Origin of the sequence: Klebsiella sp. KP20-425-1, assembly GCF_025813515.1 — a bacterium.
GTDB classification, from domain to species: domain Bacteria; phylum Pseudomonadota; class Gammaproteobacteria; order Enterobacterales; family Enterobacteriaceae; genus Klebsiella; species Klebsiella pneumoniae.
In genome coordinates this window covers 1,744,484-1,761,222 of sequence record NZ_CP109614.1, presented here as the reverse complement: position 1 = coordinate 1,761,222, position 16,739 = coordinate 1,744,484, and the positions used below count along the sequence as shown (strand labels likewise).

Genomic DNA, 16,739 nt, shown 5'->3' with positions numbered 1-16,739 from the left:
TGAATCAATGTCCTGCAAAAGTTAGCAACGACCATACTGGTCTTTAATACGGATAATGTCGTCTTCACCCAGATAGGAGCCGGACTGGATCTCCAGCACCTCCAGCGGGATACGTCCCGGGTTCTCGAGGCAGTGTTCGGCACCAATGGGAATAAAGGTTGACTGATTCTCAGTCAACAGAAACTGCTTGCCGTTGACCGTTATCTGTCCTGTGCCCGCGAGGATCACCCAGTGCTCGGCGCGGTGGTGGTGCATCTGCATGGAGAACGCACCACCCGGCTTGACGGTGATGCGGTTCACATTAAAACGCGGAGTCTGCACCACCACGTCGCAGCGTCCCCACGGACGGTAAATTTCGCGGTGACGTTTATATTCGCTGCGCTGGTTATTTTTCAGGTACTCCACGACCTTTTTTACGTCCTGGGCGCGGTTTTTATTCATCACCAGAACCGCATCCTTGGTGCTGACAATCACCAGATCCTCAACGCCGATGGCCGCCACCAGCTTTTCATCGCTGTTGATGTAGCAATTCTGACTGTTGTGTACCCAGGCATCGCCGGTCAGAACATTACCCAGCTCATCTTTCGGGCTGACGTCCCACAGGGCGGACCAGGAGCCGACATCGCTCCAGTCGGCATCGAGGCCAACCACCACCGCATCGGCGGTTTTTTCCATCACCGCATAGTCGACGGACTCATCGGGGCACTCGCAGAAAATGTCATGCGGAATGCTGATAAAATCGCTGCCGTTATCGGCGGCGTTGACCGCCGCCTGGCAAGCTTCAAGGATATCCGGGCGGAATTTGGCCAGTTCGGCGAGGTATTTTGTCGCCCGGAACATAAACATGCCGCTGTTCCAGTAGTATTCTCCGGAGGCGAGGTAGGCCTCGGCGCGCTCCCGGTCCGGCTTCTCAACGAAGCGGGCCACCTGGTAAGGGGTGTGTGCGCTGTCGGTGAGCGCCACGCCGCGCTGGATATAGCCGTAGCCGGTTTCCGGGGCGTTCGGCACAATCCCGAAGGTGACCAGATGCCCTTCATCAGCATACTGCTCCGCCACGCGGATAGCATCGTGGAAGACCTGCCGATTGTTGATAATGTGGTCTGCGGCCAGAACCAGCATCAGCGGGTCGTCGCCGTTCAACGTTGCCTGCAACGCCGCGAGGGCGATAGCAGGCGCTGTGTTGCGGCCCACAGGCTCAAGGATAATATTTTTCGACAGCTTATTGAGTTGCCTTAACTGTTCGGCCACCAGGAAACGGTGCTCTTCATTGCAGATAACCATGGGTTCATGGGTATCCAGACCGGAAAGGCGCGAGATGGTTTCCTGCAGCATGGAGTTTTGCCCGTACAGCCGGAGGAACTGTTTCGGGTAAAGCTCGCGAGACATCGGCCAGAGACGGCTGCCAGTACCGCCAGCCATGATTACAGGAAGCAACATATTAATATCCTTTAATTAAAACCCTGTTATTTAACACCCAGTAAATTACTGGGGCCAGAAGCAGACTAATATAGGAGTACATGATAATAAATATGATAAATTCTTAAAAAATAAAAATTAAGTATTAGAAGAATTTTCAGAAAGGAAAATTTTTGGTCAGTTTATAAAATAAAATACAACGTTAACAACAGTCAGGCCAGATGGCCTGACTGGTCAAAAATTTATTCCATCCACTCAGTATGGAATACACCGTCTTTATCAGTACGTTTATAGGTATGCGCGCCGAAATAGTCACGCTGCGCCTGGATCAGGTTCGCCGGCAGAACCGCGGAACGGTAGCTATCGTAGTAGGCAATGGCTGCAGAGAACGTCGGCACCGGAATACCATTCTGAACAGCATAGGCCACCACATCACGCAACGCTTGCTGATAGTCATCAGCAATCTGTTTGAAGTAGGGTGCCAACAGCAGGTTAGCAATGCCCGCATTTTGCGCATAAGCATCGGTGATCTTCTGCAGGAACTGTGCGCGAATAATGCAGCCTGCACGGAAAATCTTCGCGATCTCACCGTAGTTCAGATCCCAGTGATGCTCGTCAGAAGCAGCACGCAACTGGGAGAAGCCTTGTGCATAAGAAACGATTTTACCGAGGTACAGTGCGCGGCGTACTTTTTCGATAAACTCTGCTTTATCACCAGCAGGTTTGGCCTGCGGGCCAGTCAACACTTTAGATGCCGCTACGCGCTGCTCTTTAAGAGAAGAGATATAGCGAGCAAACACCGACTCGGTGATCAGGGACAGTGGCTCGCCGAGATCCAATGAGCTCTGGCTGGTCCACTTACCGGTGCCTTTATTAGCTGCTTCATCAAGAATGACATCGACGAGGTATTTACCCTCTTCATCTTTTTTGGTGAAGATATCTTTGGTGATGTCAATCAGATAGCTGCTCAGTTCACCTTCATTCCATTCGGTAAAGGTTTGCGCCAGCTCTTCATTAGAAAGCGCCAGGCCACCTTTCAGTAACGCATAGGCTTCAGCAATCAGCTGCATATCACCGTATTCAATACCGTTATGCACCATTTTGACATAATGACCCGCACCATCCGCACCAATATAGGTTACGCACGGCTCACCGTCTTCTGCGACAGCTGCGATTTGCTTCAGGATCGGAGCAACCAGTTCATAAGCTTCTTTCTGACCGCCAGGCATGATCGAAGGACCTTTCAGAGCCCCCTCTTCGCCACCAGAAACACCGGTACCGATAAAGTTAAAACCTTCGGCAGACAGTTCACGGTTACGACGGATGGTGTCCTGGAAGAAGGTGTTGCCGCCATCAATGATGATGTCGCCTTTATCAAGGTAAGGCTTCAGCGAATCGATGGCACTATCAGTGCCTGCGCCCGCCTTCACCATTAACAGGATACGGCGCGGAGTTTCGAGCGATTCAACGAACTCCTGCAAGGTATAGTGTGGGACTAGCTTCTTACCGGGATTCTCGGCAATCACTTCTTCGGTCTTTTCACGGGAGCGGTTGAAAACGGAGACGGTATAACCACGGCTTTCGATGTTGAGCGCAAGGTTACGCCCCATCACTGCCATACCGACAACCCCGATCTGTTGCTTGGACATTACATACTCCTGTCAGGTGTGGTCACTGCGACAAGTTCGCAGACGATGAACTGCCACATACTTTAACATACACTAACTGAAAAATAACATCTAAAAAAGCGCACTAATGTGCACAAGTAAGTAAATTTATAGTATGTTCAAGAATAAATCATATTAAGGCATTATCTTTTCAAAATTTTCTTTAATACACTTTTCACACTCTTTGGCAATAATAAAGCTGACAAAGCCAAGGTGATTGAATATATAGAAGGCTGCCCCCACTTGATACCGTTAAAAAAAACCTCCCATGACTTTATATATCCGCCGTTGCTTTTAGCGAATCTGAATGTTTGCGTAAGCAAGAAATCACCCAGAGGCCGTTTATCCATAGGGTCAAAAGACCTTAAAGCCCAAGAGAAGGAATCATCTGCAGTTATTTTTTTGGATACACTATCTGCAGTGGAATAATATAAAACAGTTTTCATTGGATTTTGTATATATAAATAATCCAGACCAGATCTTTGCACCTTAAGTATCCAGTCTATATCTTGATGAAAACGCAATGATTTATCAAACGGTATAGCTTCAGCCAATGCTCTTGAAAATATCATTATAGACGACTGGATAAAACCGCTTTCCCAATTAAATGATTTTTTAACAAATATGTATTCCGAAAATGATTCATTGTTTATTTTCATCCTACCCGGTCGCTCACCTATCTTAAGACCATCTTCGATCAAAAAAACACCAGATGAGTAAAAGATAAAATCTGCAAATGTGATTTTATCTTTTATTGCATGGATAAATTCCTGAGTGTGATGAGATAACCACTCATCATCGTCATCCAATAAAGCAATGTATGATGAATTTGAATTTTCAATTCCAGTTTGCCTTGCATTATTCCCTCCATTGAATGGACCACAATTTATTATTTTAATGTTTTCTCGCCCGGGGAGACGCTCACTTACTTTTCTTTCGAAAACGTCAAAATCATCACCATCATAGCAAAGAACAATCTCATTAACCGGAATCTCTTGTTTGAGTACTGACTCAATAGTTTTAAATACACTGTCCCGACCGATTGTCGGGATAACGGCAGAAACTGTAATATCTTCCATTATTTTCCCTTAGTTTTAAACAGTATTAAAAATGGCATCATAAAAATACTTTTGTGCAATTTCAATACCATTCCTTTATTGAAAAAATAGTTGCTAATAGTAAGCGATATGATCTCTGTTATAACGATTGCTATTGCAGCACCATTCACGCCATTATATTTCACCAAACAAAAATTTAAAATGGCACTAATAAACAACAATGCAAAAGATTTTTTTGATAAATATAAATAACCAGAGTAGCGAGCAATATACCTCGATGTTATCGTTGACAAAGACGATATCATAGTAGCAAAACAGATTATTAGCATGGGAATGTAAGCATCTATAAAATGCTTACCATAAAAGACGTCAATAAACCAATGACCAATTATAGCGACAAAAGAAATAATAAGTAATGATATAAAGACAATGATATATTTTAATTTCACCACCTTAGTTATCACTTCTGTGTCATTAGTTTCTTTAAATATTGCAGGCATATATGAGTTTATGAAAGAAGTACATATAAAAATCCATGCCGTTCCAAGATTATTTGCTACAGAAAAAACACCTAACATCTCCTTTCCATAAAAATAATTTATAGAGATGAATGATAATCTTAAATATATAGATACCGCAATAGTAGCTACTACGAACGTTGAGCCAACTTTTAACAAATAAACTGTATACTTCTTTTTATGACTTGAAAGTGATGACCTAATATTAAAATTATGTCTATAAATATAGCATCTAAAAATAAAAGGCAAAAATGAGCTTAACACAATAGGAAATGAGAGAAGTACTGGATCTAACTTGAAAAATGATATCAACCATCTAACAAGAAGAGCAATAGAAATCGAAACAATATTAACATAAGTATTTATTTTAGCTTTAAGCAAAGCATTAAAATAAGTTGAAAAGATATCTAATGAAGAGAAAAAACCTGCAATAAAACAAGCTATCGAGAAATAAAAACCACGACCAAAATTATTCAAATCCATCATTAGCAATGTAGGAACAGCAATAATCAAATAGATTATCACTCGAATAGGTAACGTCGCATTAATTAACTTTATACCGGAGATGTGATTTTTGCTTATACGCTTAAAAATAACGACATCGCTACCGAGTTGCGATGCAACTTGAGCAATTTGAAAAATAGTAGTTGCATACATTATTTCGCCATAGATAGACGGGCCAACATATTTAGCAACATACGAAGTAACAAAGATTAATCCGAAAATTGAGATTATTTTTTCTGACATCATCCATATTGAATTAGACAGCGCTTTTTTATTCATCCTAATATCCTGACATCATAAAAATCATAGTTATTTTCAAGACAATACAATCCATAAACTATAAAATGATCATAAAACATTATAAGTGAGAAAGCATTCAAGCCAAATTAGTCGTCTTGGGGTGACATTATGAAAAGCTATCTCGAATTCCATTTTTTTATTCTAAAATGGCAACCATTAAAAAAAGTTGTCAAAGAAATCTTCAATGAATTATTCAGTCCTAAGGTAGGAAAACATTTTAATAAAATTCTAAAAAAATCAATTGCATTTAGGACACTAAAATAATTTCTAAATGTTAAAGCTGCATCAATTAATCTCTCACTTGCCCTGAAGAAAGTAAGAGGAGAATCTACACGAGAAAGAGAATGTAATACCATAGACTTTGATACAATCAAAAAATCATTGCCTTTTATCTTCCTTGATATTATCCGAATTCTTCGAAAAATGCTCATATCAACACCATAAAAAGCATATCTCTCATCAAAAACGTTTGAGAAAAATGCCAAAATTTTTTCCACACAGCATTTTGAAATGATCATCCCTGAACCTATGGAAAAAACTTTCATAGAATCTAATATTCGATCTTCTACAATAACCGAACCATGCTCTACGGGATAATATATACAATCATCTTTGATAGATTTTATTCTTGGCACTAGTATATCAAAATCATTTTTTCCCAGAGAGGAAATCATTGAAATATATTCATCGGTAAGAATAGAATCATCATCCATTAAAATATAGTAATCAGCATCATCCATTGATGCTATAAAATCATTATAGAGGATACTAAGAGGCTTATTATTAGTATGTTCTATCACCTCAACCACTTTAAATTTTTCGTTTAACTTAAAATGAATTTCAGAATCAGGACTCAATATATTCGGGCCATTATTAACAATAGTTAAAAATAAATTACCTGAGCGTACGTTGAGTAATGACTTTAAAGTATTGGAACCATCCAACTGCTTATCATATATAACAACTAAAATAGCAACTTTCATATCTAACCCTTGAATGATTCTATATTCATTAAGCTATAAAGACACGGAATATCCGTTATATATAGATAATATCCGCGCACATATTTTTACTTTTGCCTGTATGAGGTGTGTTTCAAATATTGCAGCCATTTTATATACAATCTCATCAGAGTATTTCAGCCCTAATGATTTTAAATTCACATAGTTCAATGGCAAAAGTATTATTAACTCAATTCGTGTTAAGATGAATATTTTCAGTATCATAGGATAAATTTTCAAATTTATCCTTATGGTTCCCACTAATAAATACATATTATATTACAATCAAATCAGCGACAGTTGAAATGAAACTTAAAGGCAGCATATTATATAAATCATACATATATAGAATATATAAAAAATTTCAATTCCCCATATATACTTTCTCATACTCAGAAACTAATTTATCCTTGTTGAATGGGTTATATTGAGGACTATGCTCCCCCATGTCGAGTTTATTAATTAATTCGACATTAAAGCTGCTTATTGGTTTGATATTTTTGCATAAATTAGCAATTTCAGATACTCCCCCCAGCATATTCGTAAAAACAAGAGTCCCAGAAATTGCGCACTCAGCAACAGTCCTTCCAAAAGGCTCATTCCACTTTATAGGTAAAATGACCACATCAACCTGTTTCAAGAAAGAACCCACATCAATAAAACCAAGAAGATCTATATTGCTTTTACTAGCGGATAAATTAACAAGTTTTTCATCTCGATCCGAGGGTCTTCCTGCCGCACAAAAACTGAGATTACTTTTATTTTTAAATTTTTCAGCCAACAAGCAAAAATCAAAATAACCTTTATCTTCTGAAAGCTTACCTATGAATCCAATTGTAACATTATCTGGATTAAATATTTTCAATCTATTAATCGGTTCGATTGGATTATAAATCGTGTTAAAATATGCATTTCGAGCAAAGCCATTATCTTTGTGTAAATTAGCAACATAATTACTAATACCAACAAAACAATCAACTTTCCTTGACTTAATTTTTTTAATAAAACCCCAAATCCTACATGATAAAGAAGTTGGTTTCAGATTCTTGCCTTTCTTAAATAAAGTCGAATTTGGGTGCAATAAATAATAATCCCTTGCCGTATGAACCAATTTTACACCACTAAACTTTACTGCATCAAATATAGATACAGAGAATCCTGCAATATTATTTGTATGTACGACATCCGGTCTAAATTTTTTTATTTCATTACTCAACCTAGCTCTCATATTATAATTATATATATCCTGCAAATGCCAGCGAAGTCTTTCTAAACTACTTCGCTCTTTGCCATCATAAGGCCAATATAAATTATCTAATGGAAGGTAAACAACCTTTACGCCATTGACAACATCAATCTTTCGATCTTTACCTTGATGCAGGCATACTACTTGCACATCATGACCACGTTCTAGAAGAGTCTCACAAAGAATCTGTACTGATACTTCTGCTCCACCAACATGTGCAGGATAATATAATGTATTTACAACCATTATTTTCAATTAAACACCTCATAAATCGACTTTTAATGTGTGACTTTTGCACCTAAAATTTCTAATAAATACATATGATACGAATTTGTTTTAGAATCGTTTGGTGTTATTGCCAAAGGATATTTACTCCAACTTTGAACAATAATATGCTGCAGTGATGGGATATTCAACGATTTATAACTTTCAATATTATCTTCGGCATTATGCATCCAAGATGTAGTAGTGCCGCCAGTATTTTGCGAATTAAAAATGACCCCAGTATTTATAGATTTATTATCAGCTAATCCTATGAGCGAACTTATTTTTGATTTCCATCCCCCCCCCCACGAAACATCATAATGGAGAAAACTCAGCTTATTCTCAAATCTTTTATTATAATAATCGATGAAGGATGAAAAAATCATTTCCTCATCTCCATCAAACTGGTTGAGAGGTTCTACATCTCCAATTTTAACATTTGGGAAAATAGAATAAATATCATTAGTCACTTCAGATAATTCTTCAACTAATTTCCTTATATCAGAGTCACTCAATGAATGATTATGCATTTTATACCATGCCATGATAGGTTCATCCATCGTAATGAATTTAATATCTCCACCATTACTTTTGATTCTAACCAACAAATTTTTGATGCTATCTTTATGACCAAACCCTTCCGAAGCACGACCGAGATTTGGAACAACTAATGGAGGTGCCTCAATAGAAATAGCTATATTGTGCTTCTTTAGTGTGGCAAATTCATTTCTCATCATTTTATCGTCTAGACGTTCAAGATACCCAGCATAAAACTGAAAAACTGATATGTCATAATCTCCTAAATATTTTGATCTTTTTTCATCGAGTAAAAATTCGTAATGATTTGGAGCAAACCAGTATGAATAGCTTTTCACGGATGCTAATGATGAAAAAGAAAAGAAGAGAAGTAAAAAATACATTTTCTTATACATAGATATCTCGATATTTATTGAGGTGCGATTTTTATAAAAAAAACATGAAACCACTCTCGCCAAATACTTTCATGAATCATCTACAATAATTTAAAATATTACTCGTTTCTTTTGCACATTTAGCCCATGACAATGAATGAGCAAATTCTATATTGCTAGATATCTGCTGTTCAGTTACGGGCTTAGTGATTAGTCTCTCAATGCCTTCAGCAATCTCAGTAACAGAAAAAGGATCAATCAAAATGGCTCTACCAGTGCATAGTTCTTTCATTGCAGTATTATTACTAGTTAATACTGGTGTCCCATAAAGCATCGCTTCTAAAGGCGGAAGGCCAAAACCTTCATAAAGGGATGGATAACAAAACCCTTTAGCATTTTTATATAAAAAATCAAGTTCAAAATCAGAGACATGGCCAGTATAAATAATATCTTTGTTAACATCTTTTGTATGTGAGGCTGAAGTATTGAATACTCTCCCAACCCCCTCTTTACCGACGATGACAAGCTTAATATCAGATTTTGTTTCTTTCTTAAATTGGATAAAAGCCTTAATTAAATTTGCTATATTCTTTCTCGGCTCAAGAGAACCTACAGATAAGATATAATTACTAAGACTACCGAAGTTATTATGAGCCGATTTTTCAAAGGTAATATTTTTATTAAGATCAACGCCATTATAAACAACAGATATTTTATGCTCAGGGACACCTAAATGTTCGATTATTCGCTCTTTAGAAAACTCAGATATTGTTATGATATGCCGAACTTTTTTTACTAATTTAGGTTGAATATATTTATACCATTCGACAAACCTCTTGTTCAGCCACTCAGGATGATCAAATGGTACTGTATCATGAATAGTGATTACTTGGTCTTTGATTAATAAAGGCCCTGTATTGCTTGGTGACCACAAAGAGCTTTTTTCTTTTTCCTTCATAATTTCAAGTGGCAGAATTAGTTGCTCCCACAAGTGACCTTTAATACCCGACATTCCCTGCTTTGGTCTAATTTCAATAATTTTATTATTATTTTTTTTTAACTCATCAATAATTCTCTGAGTGTAACGCTGAACACCTGTCGTATGTCCTAGTAAATTTCTACAATTAATAATCATTTTGTCACCATTGAACTTATACAAGTCGAGAAAAAACTTTATTACACTTTATAATGAAAAATGGAAGTAAAATCCCATTAAAAAGCAAATTTTTTTGAAAGATAATAATATTATCCCTAAAAAACATGAATGGCATTAAGGCACAAAATGCACAAAGAGACATAAAACAAAAACTATTTTTGTATGATTTCTTTATCAGAAACCCTCCAAAAAAACCAAAAACATAAATCGATATAAGTGACCCTATAACACCAAATGATGATATCAAACTCGCTATAATATTTGTGCCTCCTACAGGACTCTCAATTAAATAAGAGCCTTTCCCAGACAGTTGGGAAATAAATTCATTTTTTCCATTCCACACTACAGTTGGTATCATAGATACTATAGATGATAATAGAATATTAGGGATTTCAAAATAATTTAATTGATTGTATTTCAATAGGCTCCCTGTACTTAGCCAATTAAACATAGGTTCAGCAATAAAAATAAAAAACAATCCTTTTCTATTAATCTCTCCTCCTTGCCTTACTATCCCCATAACAAGTAGAAGTACAAATGATATAGCTGAAAGAATTAGTATCTTTTTGATGCTAACCTTTAAATGAAGAATCAAATAAGTAAGAATACATATTAATACAACTAAAACATACATCCTACCGCCAAGTCCAAGTAATATAACTGAATTAGTTAATGTAATAAATGAAGAAAACCATTTTAACTTCGAGTCACACTTCCATAAATATGTACTAAACACGCCAAGAAAAACATTGAATCCAGAAATAAAAGATTTTTGTTCATTTTTTTCATTCCAGTTAAGACCTGCGTAACCTTTAAATAACTGATCCTTTAATAAATAGTAATTTATTAATAGTATGATGAATATTGCAAACAATACAAAACCTATAAATAAATCATTCCTAGCTTCCCTTTCTGCGTATTCCTCTTCAATCTTTACCCTACCTAGGTAACTATTTAACCCCAAAATAAATATGATAAGGAAAGCTACAATATAACCATAATATGAATTGTAATCAAAATTGAATAACAATCCTCCAAGATATTTACTTAAAGGAAGATCATCACTCATATAAATGGAAGAAAGCATTACAGGGAAAATGAGATAATATATAACGCCAAAGCCAAACAGCGTTAAAACAAAAAGCTTACGATTTCGAATATCTTTGTTCATAAATCACCATATATTAAATAAAACAAAGCAACGTCCTCTTTTTTATGATTTTATTAATATAAGATTAGCTATAACTTCCTAATACAAGCGAAATCTGGTCCGATAGGAAACTGATTAATCAACCTATTTTTTCCAGAACACCTTATGCATACTAAAACACTTAATTAAACTTGGGGGAAGCATTTTATATTTCGCCCCCAACTTATACCCAGATATTTTCATGAAATTATTGATAAAAGCTAATGGAATATATTTTATGTTTCCTTTCATTAAATATGAAATTTCAGAAATAATATATTTTCTACCTTCTCCACCAGCCCCTCCGAATTTATTTCGAATCCATGGTTCATCCGCATGAAATACACCAATATCAAAATATCGTTTAAACTCCTCTACAGGTGAATAGTTATGCGAATGTCTAACCATTGCATCGGATACATAAGCGACTTTATATCCTGCCAGAACTACTTTTGCCGCATAAAACATGTCTTCACATAAAATAGTATTTGAAGGAAACCCTCCTAATTCTTTAAAGATAGAGAGCCTATATGCAGAAAAAGAATTAGACATAAAAACTGTTTTTATCCCCATCTCCGATATATTTTCTATGCCAGTAATATAATCCTCTTCTTTATAGCTAAAATTTCTTGCATGCTGTGCAAGAGGATTGGCATCCTCATGTGGTAACTGTCGGCCATATGCACATGCGATTCGCTCATCTTGAAAAACCCTAACAATTCTCTCAACAAAACCCGCTTGGGGAACAGCATCTTGAGTCAGGAAAATAACAATATCGTAGTGTGCAATATTCTTTTCAACCGCTAAATTTCGTGTACCTCCATGATTAAAGTCAGCACTAGAAATAGTAAACACATCGAATCCAGCATTTTGAGCTACAGATACGGTATCATCTTTACTACTTGAATCTATAACTTGGACAAAACAGTTATCTGGTGCGTTTTTTTTTATACTAGATGCTGCCGATTTCCATATTTCTCCACCGTTGTATGTTGGTATGGCTATATAATATTTCATGTTGAAAGCTCTCTTCATATTATTTAATTTGATATATTTTTAGTATGCACCATCCTTCTTTAAAACCACACCTATGGTTTTAAAAAGTATGGCAATATCGTTCCACATAGACCAATTTTTTACATACCAAGCATCAAGATACACACGTGTTTCATAATCAACATCACTTCGACCACTTACTTGCCAGAGGCCTGTCATACCAGGTTTACTTAAAAGATAATAGTCAACTTCATCATTATATCTTTCTAGCTCAGCCGTTATAATAGGTCTCGGCCCTACCAAACTCATTTCACCTTTTAATACATTAAATAACTGAGGTAATTCATCGAGACTAGTCCTACGCAAAAATCCACCTATTTTTGTGATTCGAGGATCATTTTTTAATTTAAAAGTTGCATCCCATTCTTGTTTTGCCTCTACATTATTTTCTAATAAGTTCTCAAGTACTTCTTTTGAGTTTATTACCATCGAGCGAAATTTGAGACATTTGAACGTTATTCCTCCTTTACCTATCCGCTCATGGCCATAAATAGCGGGCCCACCATCTTGTTTAACTTTTCGACTTATATAGAATAATGCAGGTGATAAGATAATAATGATCGTGATGGAGCCCGCTATATCAAATAAGCGTTTTAATATACGCGATGATAACTTGGCCAGATTCTGCTGTACGCGAAAGATCATCACTTCATGACTAAAGATAAACGACATATCTGTACTATCTAATGGCATTCCACGCAAAGTAGGAATTACTGATACATAACGAAAACCCTTGATCATAAAATTTCTTAACCAAGCATTACGCATTTCACTTTGGTGAGACTCAACCGCCACAATAAATTGAGTTTTACTATCTTTTGTCAGTAACCAGTCTTGATTATTGGCCAAAACTCTGATGCCATCGATGCTCTTCCCTGCAGGGACTCCTCCATCGCTAGCGATAAAACCAACGATATTCAGTCCCAGGTTTCGTTCACTGCTAATCGCTTTATAAGCCTCATGAGCATTATCCCCACTTCCAATAATCCAAGTATCACGTTCCCAATAACCCAGTATATTGAGAATTCGCTTAGTTCCCATCCGACTAAGAGGTACAAGGAACATAATAAATACCCAAGTCACTCCCCATAAAGAACGTGAAAATGACCAAGTAGTGAAAGCAATAACAGCAATTTCAATAATTGCAAATATTACCAAGGTTCTAAGAATTTCTTTTAATTCAAACCAAAATGTTTTCCTGTAATAATAATGGCGCAACCGCATTGAATACCATCCAACACAGAAAAAAGCTAGTAACCAATGTAAGGCAATCCAACTACGGGTTTGTCCAAAATCAATTAGCTGGTAATTGTGGTCGTGTGTAACGGATAATAACCCCATGGCCAGATAAATAGATATAATAAAACTGACAAAGTCAGATATTGCAAGCGCTACACTGACCAAAAAATTCCTGCCAAGGAGCATCATATTTCCCTCTCGATATATACAATGTTCTGTAGATGTTATAATTAATACTAGAAGCCATGAGCTTATTAAATATAAAAATTATAAGCCAACTCATTAATGAGCCGGCTTATCACATTCATTTATCGTCCGTATAAGAATATCCATAGTGATTATAGCCATAACCATAATAGCTGCTGGCCTTTCTCACCACACCATTAAGGATGCATCCTTTAACAATAACACCACTTTGTTCAAAGCGTTTAAAGCTAACCTCAATTTCTTTAACCGTATTCTCCTCAAACCTAGCAATAAGCAACGTAGTACCAGCGTAATGACCAATAATAGCAGCATCAGTAACAGCTAAAATTGGGGGGGTATCTAATATAACAATATCATAGTTCTGACTGGCCCAATCAATAAGTCCACCCAAACGGTGGTGCATTAATAATTCTGCTGGATTAGGAGGAGAGATGCCTCGTGAAATATAGTCAATACCCGCTACTGAAACATTCTTTATCGCATTTTGAATTTCGGTCCTACCGGATAAAATATCGGACAATCCATTATCATTATTTAAATTAAATAATTTATGTGTGTATCCTTTACGCATATCCATATCAATCAAAAGAACCTTCTGTCCGGCTTGAGCTATTATTGCAGCGAGGTTAGAACTAATAAATGTTTTCCCCGCATTCGGGCTAGCACCGGAAATCATCAATACATTGTTTCTAGCTTCCATCATGGCAAAATGTAAACTGGTACGCAAACCACGGATAGCCTCGATTGCTAAATCTGCTGGGTTTTCAGCAATTAAAAAATGTCCGTTCCCGTTCTCCATTTTTTTCTTCCGCCTAAAGGATTGTACGTTTCTTTTAGCGATAGCTTCCGAAATGGGTACGCTGGCATAAACATTAATACCTACTTCTTCCAACTGTTCAGGGCTTTCAATCCCTTGGCGCAAAAATATTCTTAGTAATACCATCCCTACTGAGATTACCCCACCTAAAAGAATACCACCCAATAATATTATTATCTTTTTCGGCTTTATAGGCTTCGGTTGGGAAACAGCATCATCAATAATTCTCACATTACCAATAGCACTTGATTTGGCTATATTAAGCTCCTGCTGGCGGTTTAAAAGCTGCATATAAACTGCTTGTCCTGAATCAACATCACGGCTTAACTGTAATATCTCTTGCTGCGTTTTTGGCATTGCTGAGACCCGTTGATTAAGCTTTTCTTTTTCATCTTGCAAAGTCTTGCGTTTCTCCTGTAATGCCTTATAGGTAGGGTGCTCCTTGGTGTAAAGCTGGGATATTTCTGCTTCTCTAAAGGTCAATCCATTTAATTGATTATCGACATTCACTATCTGCTCAAGTACTGATTTTGCCTCTAAAGAGAGATCAACTGAATCTTTTTGTTGTCGATACTGATTAAGTTTATCCTCTGCAATATCTAAATCGTTGCGCACTTTAGGTAGCTGTTCACTAAGAAACTCTAGACTTTTTGCATCCTGTGCAGCTTGGCGGTCTACATTTTGAGCCAAATAATTATTACTAATGCTTGTGAGTATTTTCTCAAGTAATCGAGGATCGGGCCCTGTTAATGACAGATTCAGCATCCCTGTATCCTTTCCCTGATCAGTTACTGAGAAAACTTCTTGCAAGTCTGTAATCGCCTTAAGCTTACTCACATAAGTAATGGTAAATACCGAACCAGAATCTGCCTCAATATTATCAACCTTAAGAGAAATACCATGAGTATTTAACAAAACACCAACTTCTCCCGACATCTTCTTATCGTTAAAAGTCACACTATAATGCATTTTATCCTTTACAGTTAACTCTAGCTTCGGAATATCTAATTCACTATCAGAAGGTAAATAGAGTCTGCTTACGGTCACATTACCTATCTGCTTACCGGTTAATCGCGCCCAGCCCTTTCCAAATAAAGGAAAATAATCCTGTTCTACTCGAGCCTGCAACCCCAGATCGGCTTTGTTGAATAAATCGAACTTTTGCTGAGTTGAAGGATCCGATCACGCATCTTCCCGACAACGCAGACCGTTCCGTGGCAAAGCAAAAGTTCAAAATCACCAACTGGCCCACCTACAATAAAGCCCTCATCAACCGTGGCTCCATAACTTTCTGGCTGGATGATGAAGCTATTCAGGCCTGGTATGAGTCGGCAACGCCTTCATCACGGGGAAGACCTCAGCGCTATTCTGATCTCGCCATCACCACCGTTCTGGTCATTAAACGCGTGTTCAGGCTGACCCTGCGGGCTGCACAGGGTTTTATTGATTCCATTTTTACACTGATGAATGTTCCGTTGCGCTGCCCGGATTACACCAGTGTCAGTAAGCGGGCAAAGTCGGTTAATGTCAGTTTCAAAACGTTCACCCGAGGTGAAATCGCGCATCTGGTGATTGATTCCACCGGGCTGAAGGTCTTTGGTGAAGGCGAATGGAAAGTCAAAAAACACGGCAAAGAACGCCGTCGTATATGGCGAAAGTTGCATCTGGCAGTTGACAGCAACACACATGAAATCATCTGTGCAGACCTGTCGCTGAACAATGTGACGGACTCAGAAGCCTTCCCGGGTCTTATCCGGCAGACTCACAGAAAAATCAGGGCAGCATCGGCAGACGGCGCTTACGACACCCGGCTCTGTCACGATGAACTGCGGCGTAAGAAAATCAGCGCGCTTATCCCGCCCCGAAAAGGCGCGGGTTACTGGCCCGGTGAATATGCAGACCGTAACCGTGCAGTGGCTAATCAGCGGCTGACCGGGAGTAATGCGCGGTGGAAATGGACAACAGATTATAACCGTCGCTCGATAGCGGAAACGGCGATGTACCGGGTAAAACAGCTGTTCGGAGGTTCACTGACACTGCGTGACTACGATGGTCAGGTTGCGGAGGCTATGGCCCTGGTACGAGCGCTGAACAAAATGACGAAAGCAGGTATGCCTGAAAGCGTGCGTATTGCCTGAAAACACAACCCGCTACGGGGGAGACTTACCCGAAATCTGATTTATTCAACAA

The 16,739-nt window shown here is 37.8% G+C and carries 13 protein-coding genes; 1 reads left to right on the top strand and 12 read right to left on the bottom strand.

Features of this window, described 5'->3' with window-relative positions; genetic code table 11:
• Positions 1-21: 21 nt before the first annotated feature.
• The 12 genes from OHJ17_RS08530 to OHJ17_RS08475 form a co-directional block, all read right to left on the bottom strand.
• Positions 22-1,437 carry a mannose-1-phosphate guanylyltransferase/mannose-6-phosphate isomerase gene (locus OHJ17_RS08530; RefSeq protein WP_023317060.1) on the bottom strand — a complete coding sequence of 472 codons (1,416 nt, stop codon included), beginning with the start codon at positions 1,435-1,437 and terminating at the stop codon, positions 22-24.
• Positions 1,438-1,658: 221 nt separating this feature from the next.
• Positions 1,659-3,065, bottom strand: coding sequence for an NADP-dependent phosphogluconate dehydrogenase (gene gndA / locus OHJ17_RS08525; RefSeq protein ID WP_023317061.1), 1,407 nt, complete (start codon positions 3,063-3,065; stop codon positions 1,659-1,661).
• A gap of 161 nt (positions 3,066-3,226) precedes the next feature.
• Positions 3,227-4,162, bottom strand: coding sequence for a glycosyltransferase family 2 protein (locus OHJ17_RS08520; protein WP_023317062.1), 936 nt, complete (start codon positions 4,160-4,162; stop codon positions 3,227-3,229).
• Entirely contained in the window at positions 4,162-5,442 is a 1,281-nt protein-coding gene (locus tag OHJ17_RS08515) for an oligosaccharide flippase family protein (RefSeq protein WP_023317063.1), read from the bottom strand. Before OHJ17_RS08515 ends, OHJ17_RS08520 begins: the two co-directional genes overlap by 1 nt.
• 137 nt (positions 5,443-5,579) lie before the next feature.
• Positions 5,580-6,446, bottom strand: coding sequence for a glycosyltransferase family 2 protein (locus OHJ17_RS08510; RefSeq protein WP_023317064.1), 867 nt, complete (start codon positions 6,444-6,446; stop codon positions 5,580-5,582).
• Positions 6,447-6,828: 382 nt separating this feature from the next.
• Positions 6,829-7,956 carry a glycosyltransferase family 4 protein gene (locus OHJ17_RS08505; protein ID WP_250950035.1) on the bottom strand — a complete coding sequence of 376 codons (1,128 nt, stop codon included), beginning with the start codon at positions 7,954-7,956 and terminating at the stop codon, positions 6,829-6,831.
• Between the two features lie 32 nt (positions 7,957-7,988).
• The gene (locus tag OHJ17_RS08500; protein WP_023317066.1) at positions 7,989-8,906 is read right to left on the bottom strand and encodes a hypothetical protein; all 918 of its coding nucleotides are present in this window, start codon (positions 8,904-8,906) and stop codon (positions 7,989-7,991) included.
• A 76-nt stretch (positions 8,907-8,982) separates the two neighbouring features.
• Positions 8,983-10,020, bottom strand: a complete 1,038-nt coding sequence (locus OHJ17_RS08495) for a glycosyltransferase family 4 protein (protein ID WP_023317067.1) — start codon at positions 10,018-10,020, stop codon at positions 8,983-8,985.
• A gap of 16 nt (positions 10,021-10,036) precedes the next feature.
• Positions 10,037-11,212: an O-antigen polymerase gene (locus OHJ17_RS08490; RefSeq protein WP_023317068.1), complete on the bottom strand. Its 1,176-nt coding sequence runs from the start codon at positions 11,210-11,212 to the stop codon at positions 10,037-10,039.
• Positions 11,213-11,335: 123 nt separating this feature from the next.
• Positions 11,336-12,247 (bottom strand): glycosyltransferase family 2 protein, encoded by a 912-nt coding sequence (locus OHJ17_RS08485; protein WP_023317069.1) that lies wholly within the window; start codon positions 12,245-12,247, stop codon positions 11,336-11,338.
• Between the two features lie 39 nt (positions 12,248-12,286).
• Positions 12,287-13,714 (bottom strand): undecaprenyl-phosphate galactose phosphotransferase WbaP, encoded by a 1,428-nt coding sequence (gene wbaP, locus OHJ17_RS08480; RefSeq protein ID WP_049025985.1) that lies wholly within the window; start codon positions 13,712-13,714, stop codon positions 12,287-12,289.
• Between the two features lie 115 nt (positions 13,715-13,829).
• Positions 13,830-15,677, bottom strand: a complete 1,848-nt coding sequence (locus OHJ17_RS08475; RefSeq protein ID WP_267303106.1) for a polysaccharide biosynthesis tyrosine autokinase — start codon at positions 15,675-15,677, stop codon at positions 13,830-13,832.
• Positions 15,678-15,718: 41 nt separating this feature from the next.
• On the opposite strand from OHJ17_RS08475, the gene OHJ17_RS08470 reads away from it, so the two are divergent.
• Positions 15,719-16,687 carry an IS5 family transposase gene (locus OHJ17_RS08470; RefSeq protein ID WP_185954916.1) on the top strand — a complete coding sequence of 323 codons (969 nt, stop codon included), beginning with the start codon at positions 15,719-15,721 and terminating at the stop codon, positions 16,685-16,687.
• The last annotated feature ends 52 nt before the right edge of the window (positions 16,688-16,739 follow it).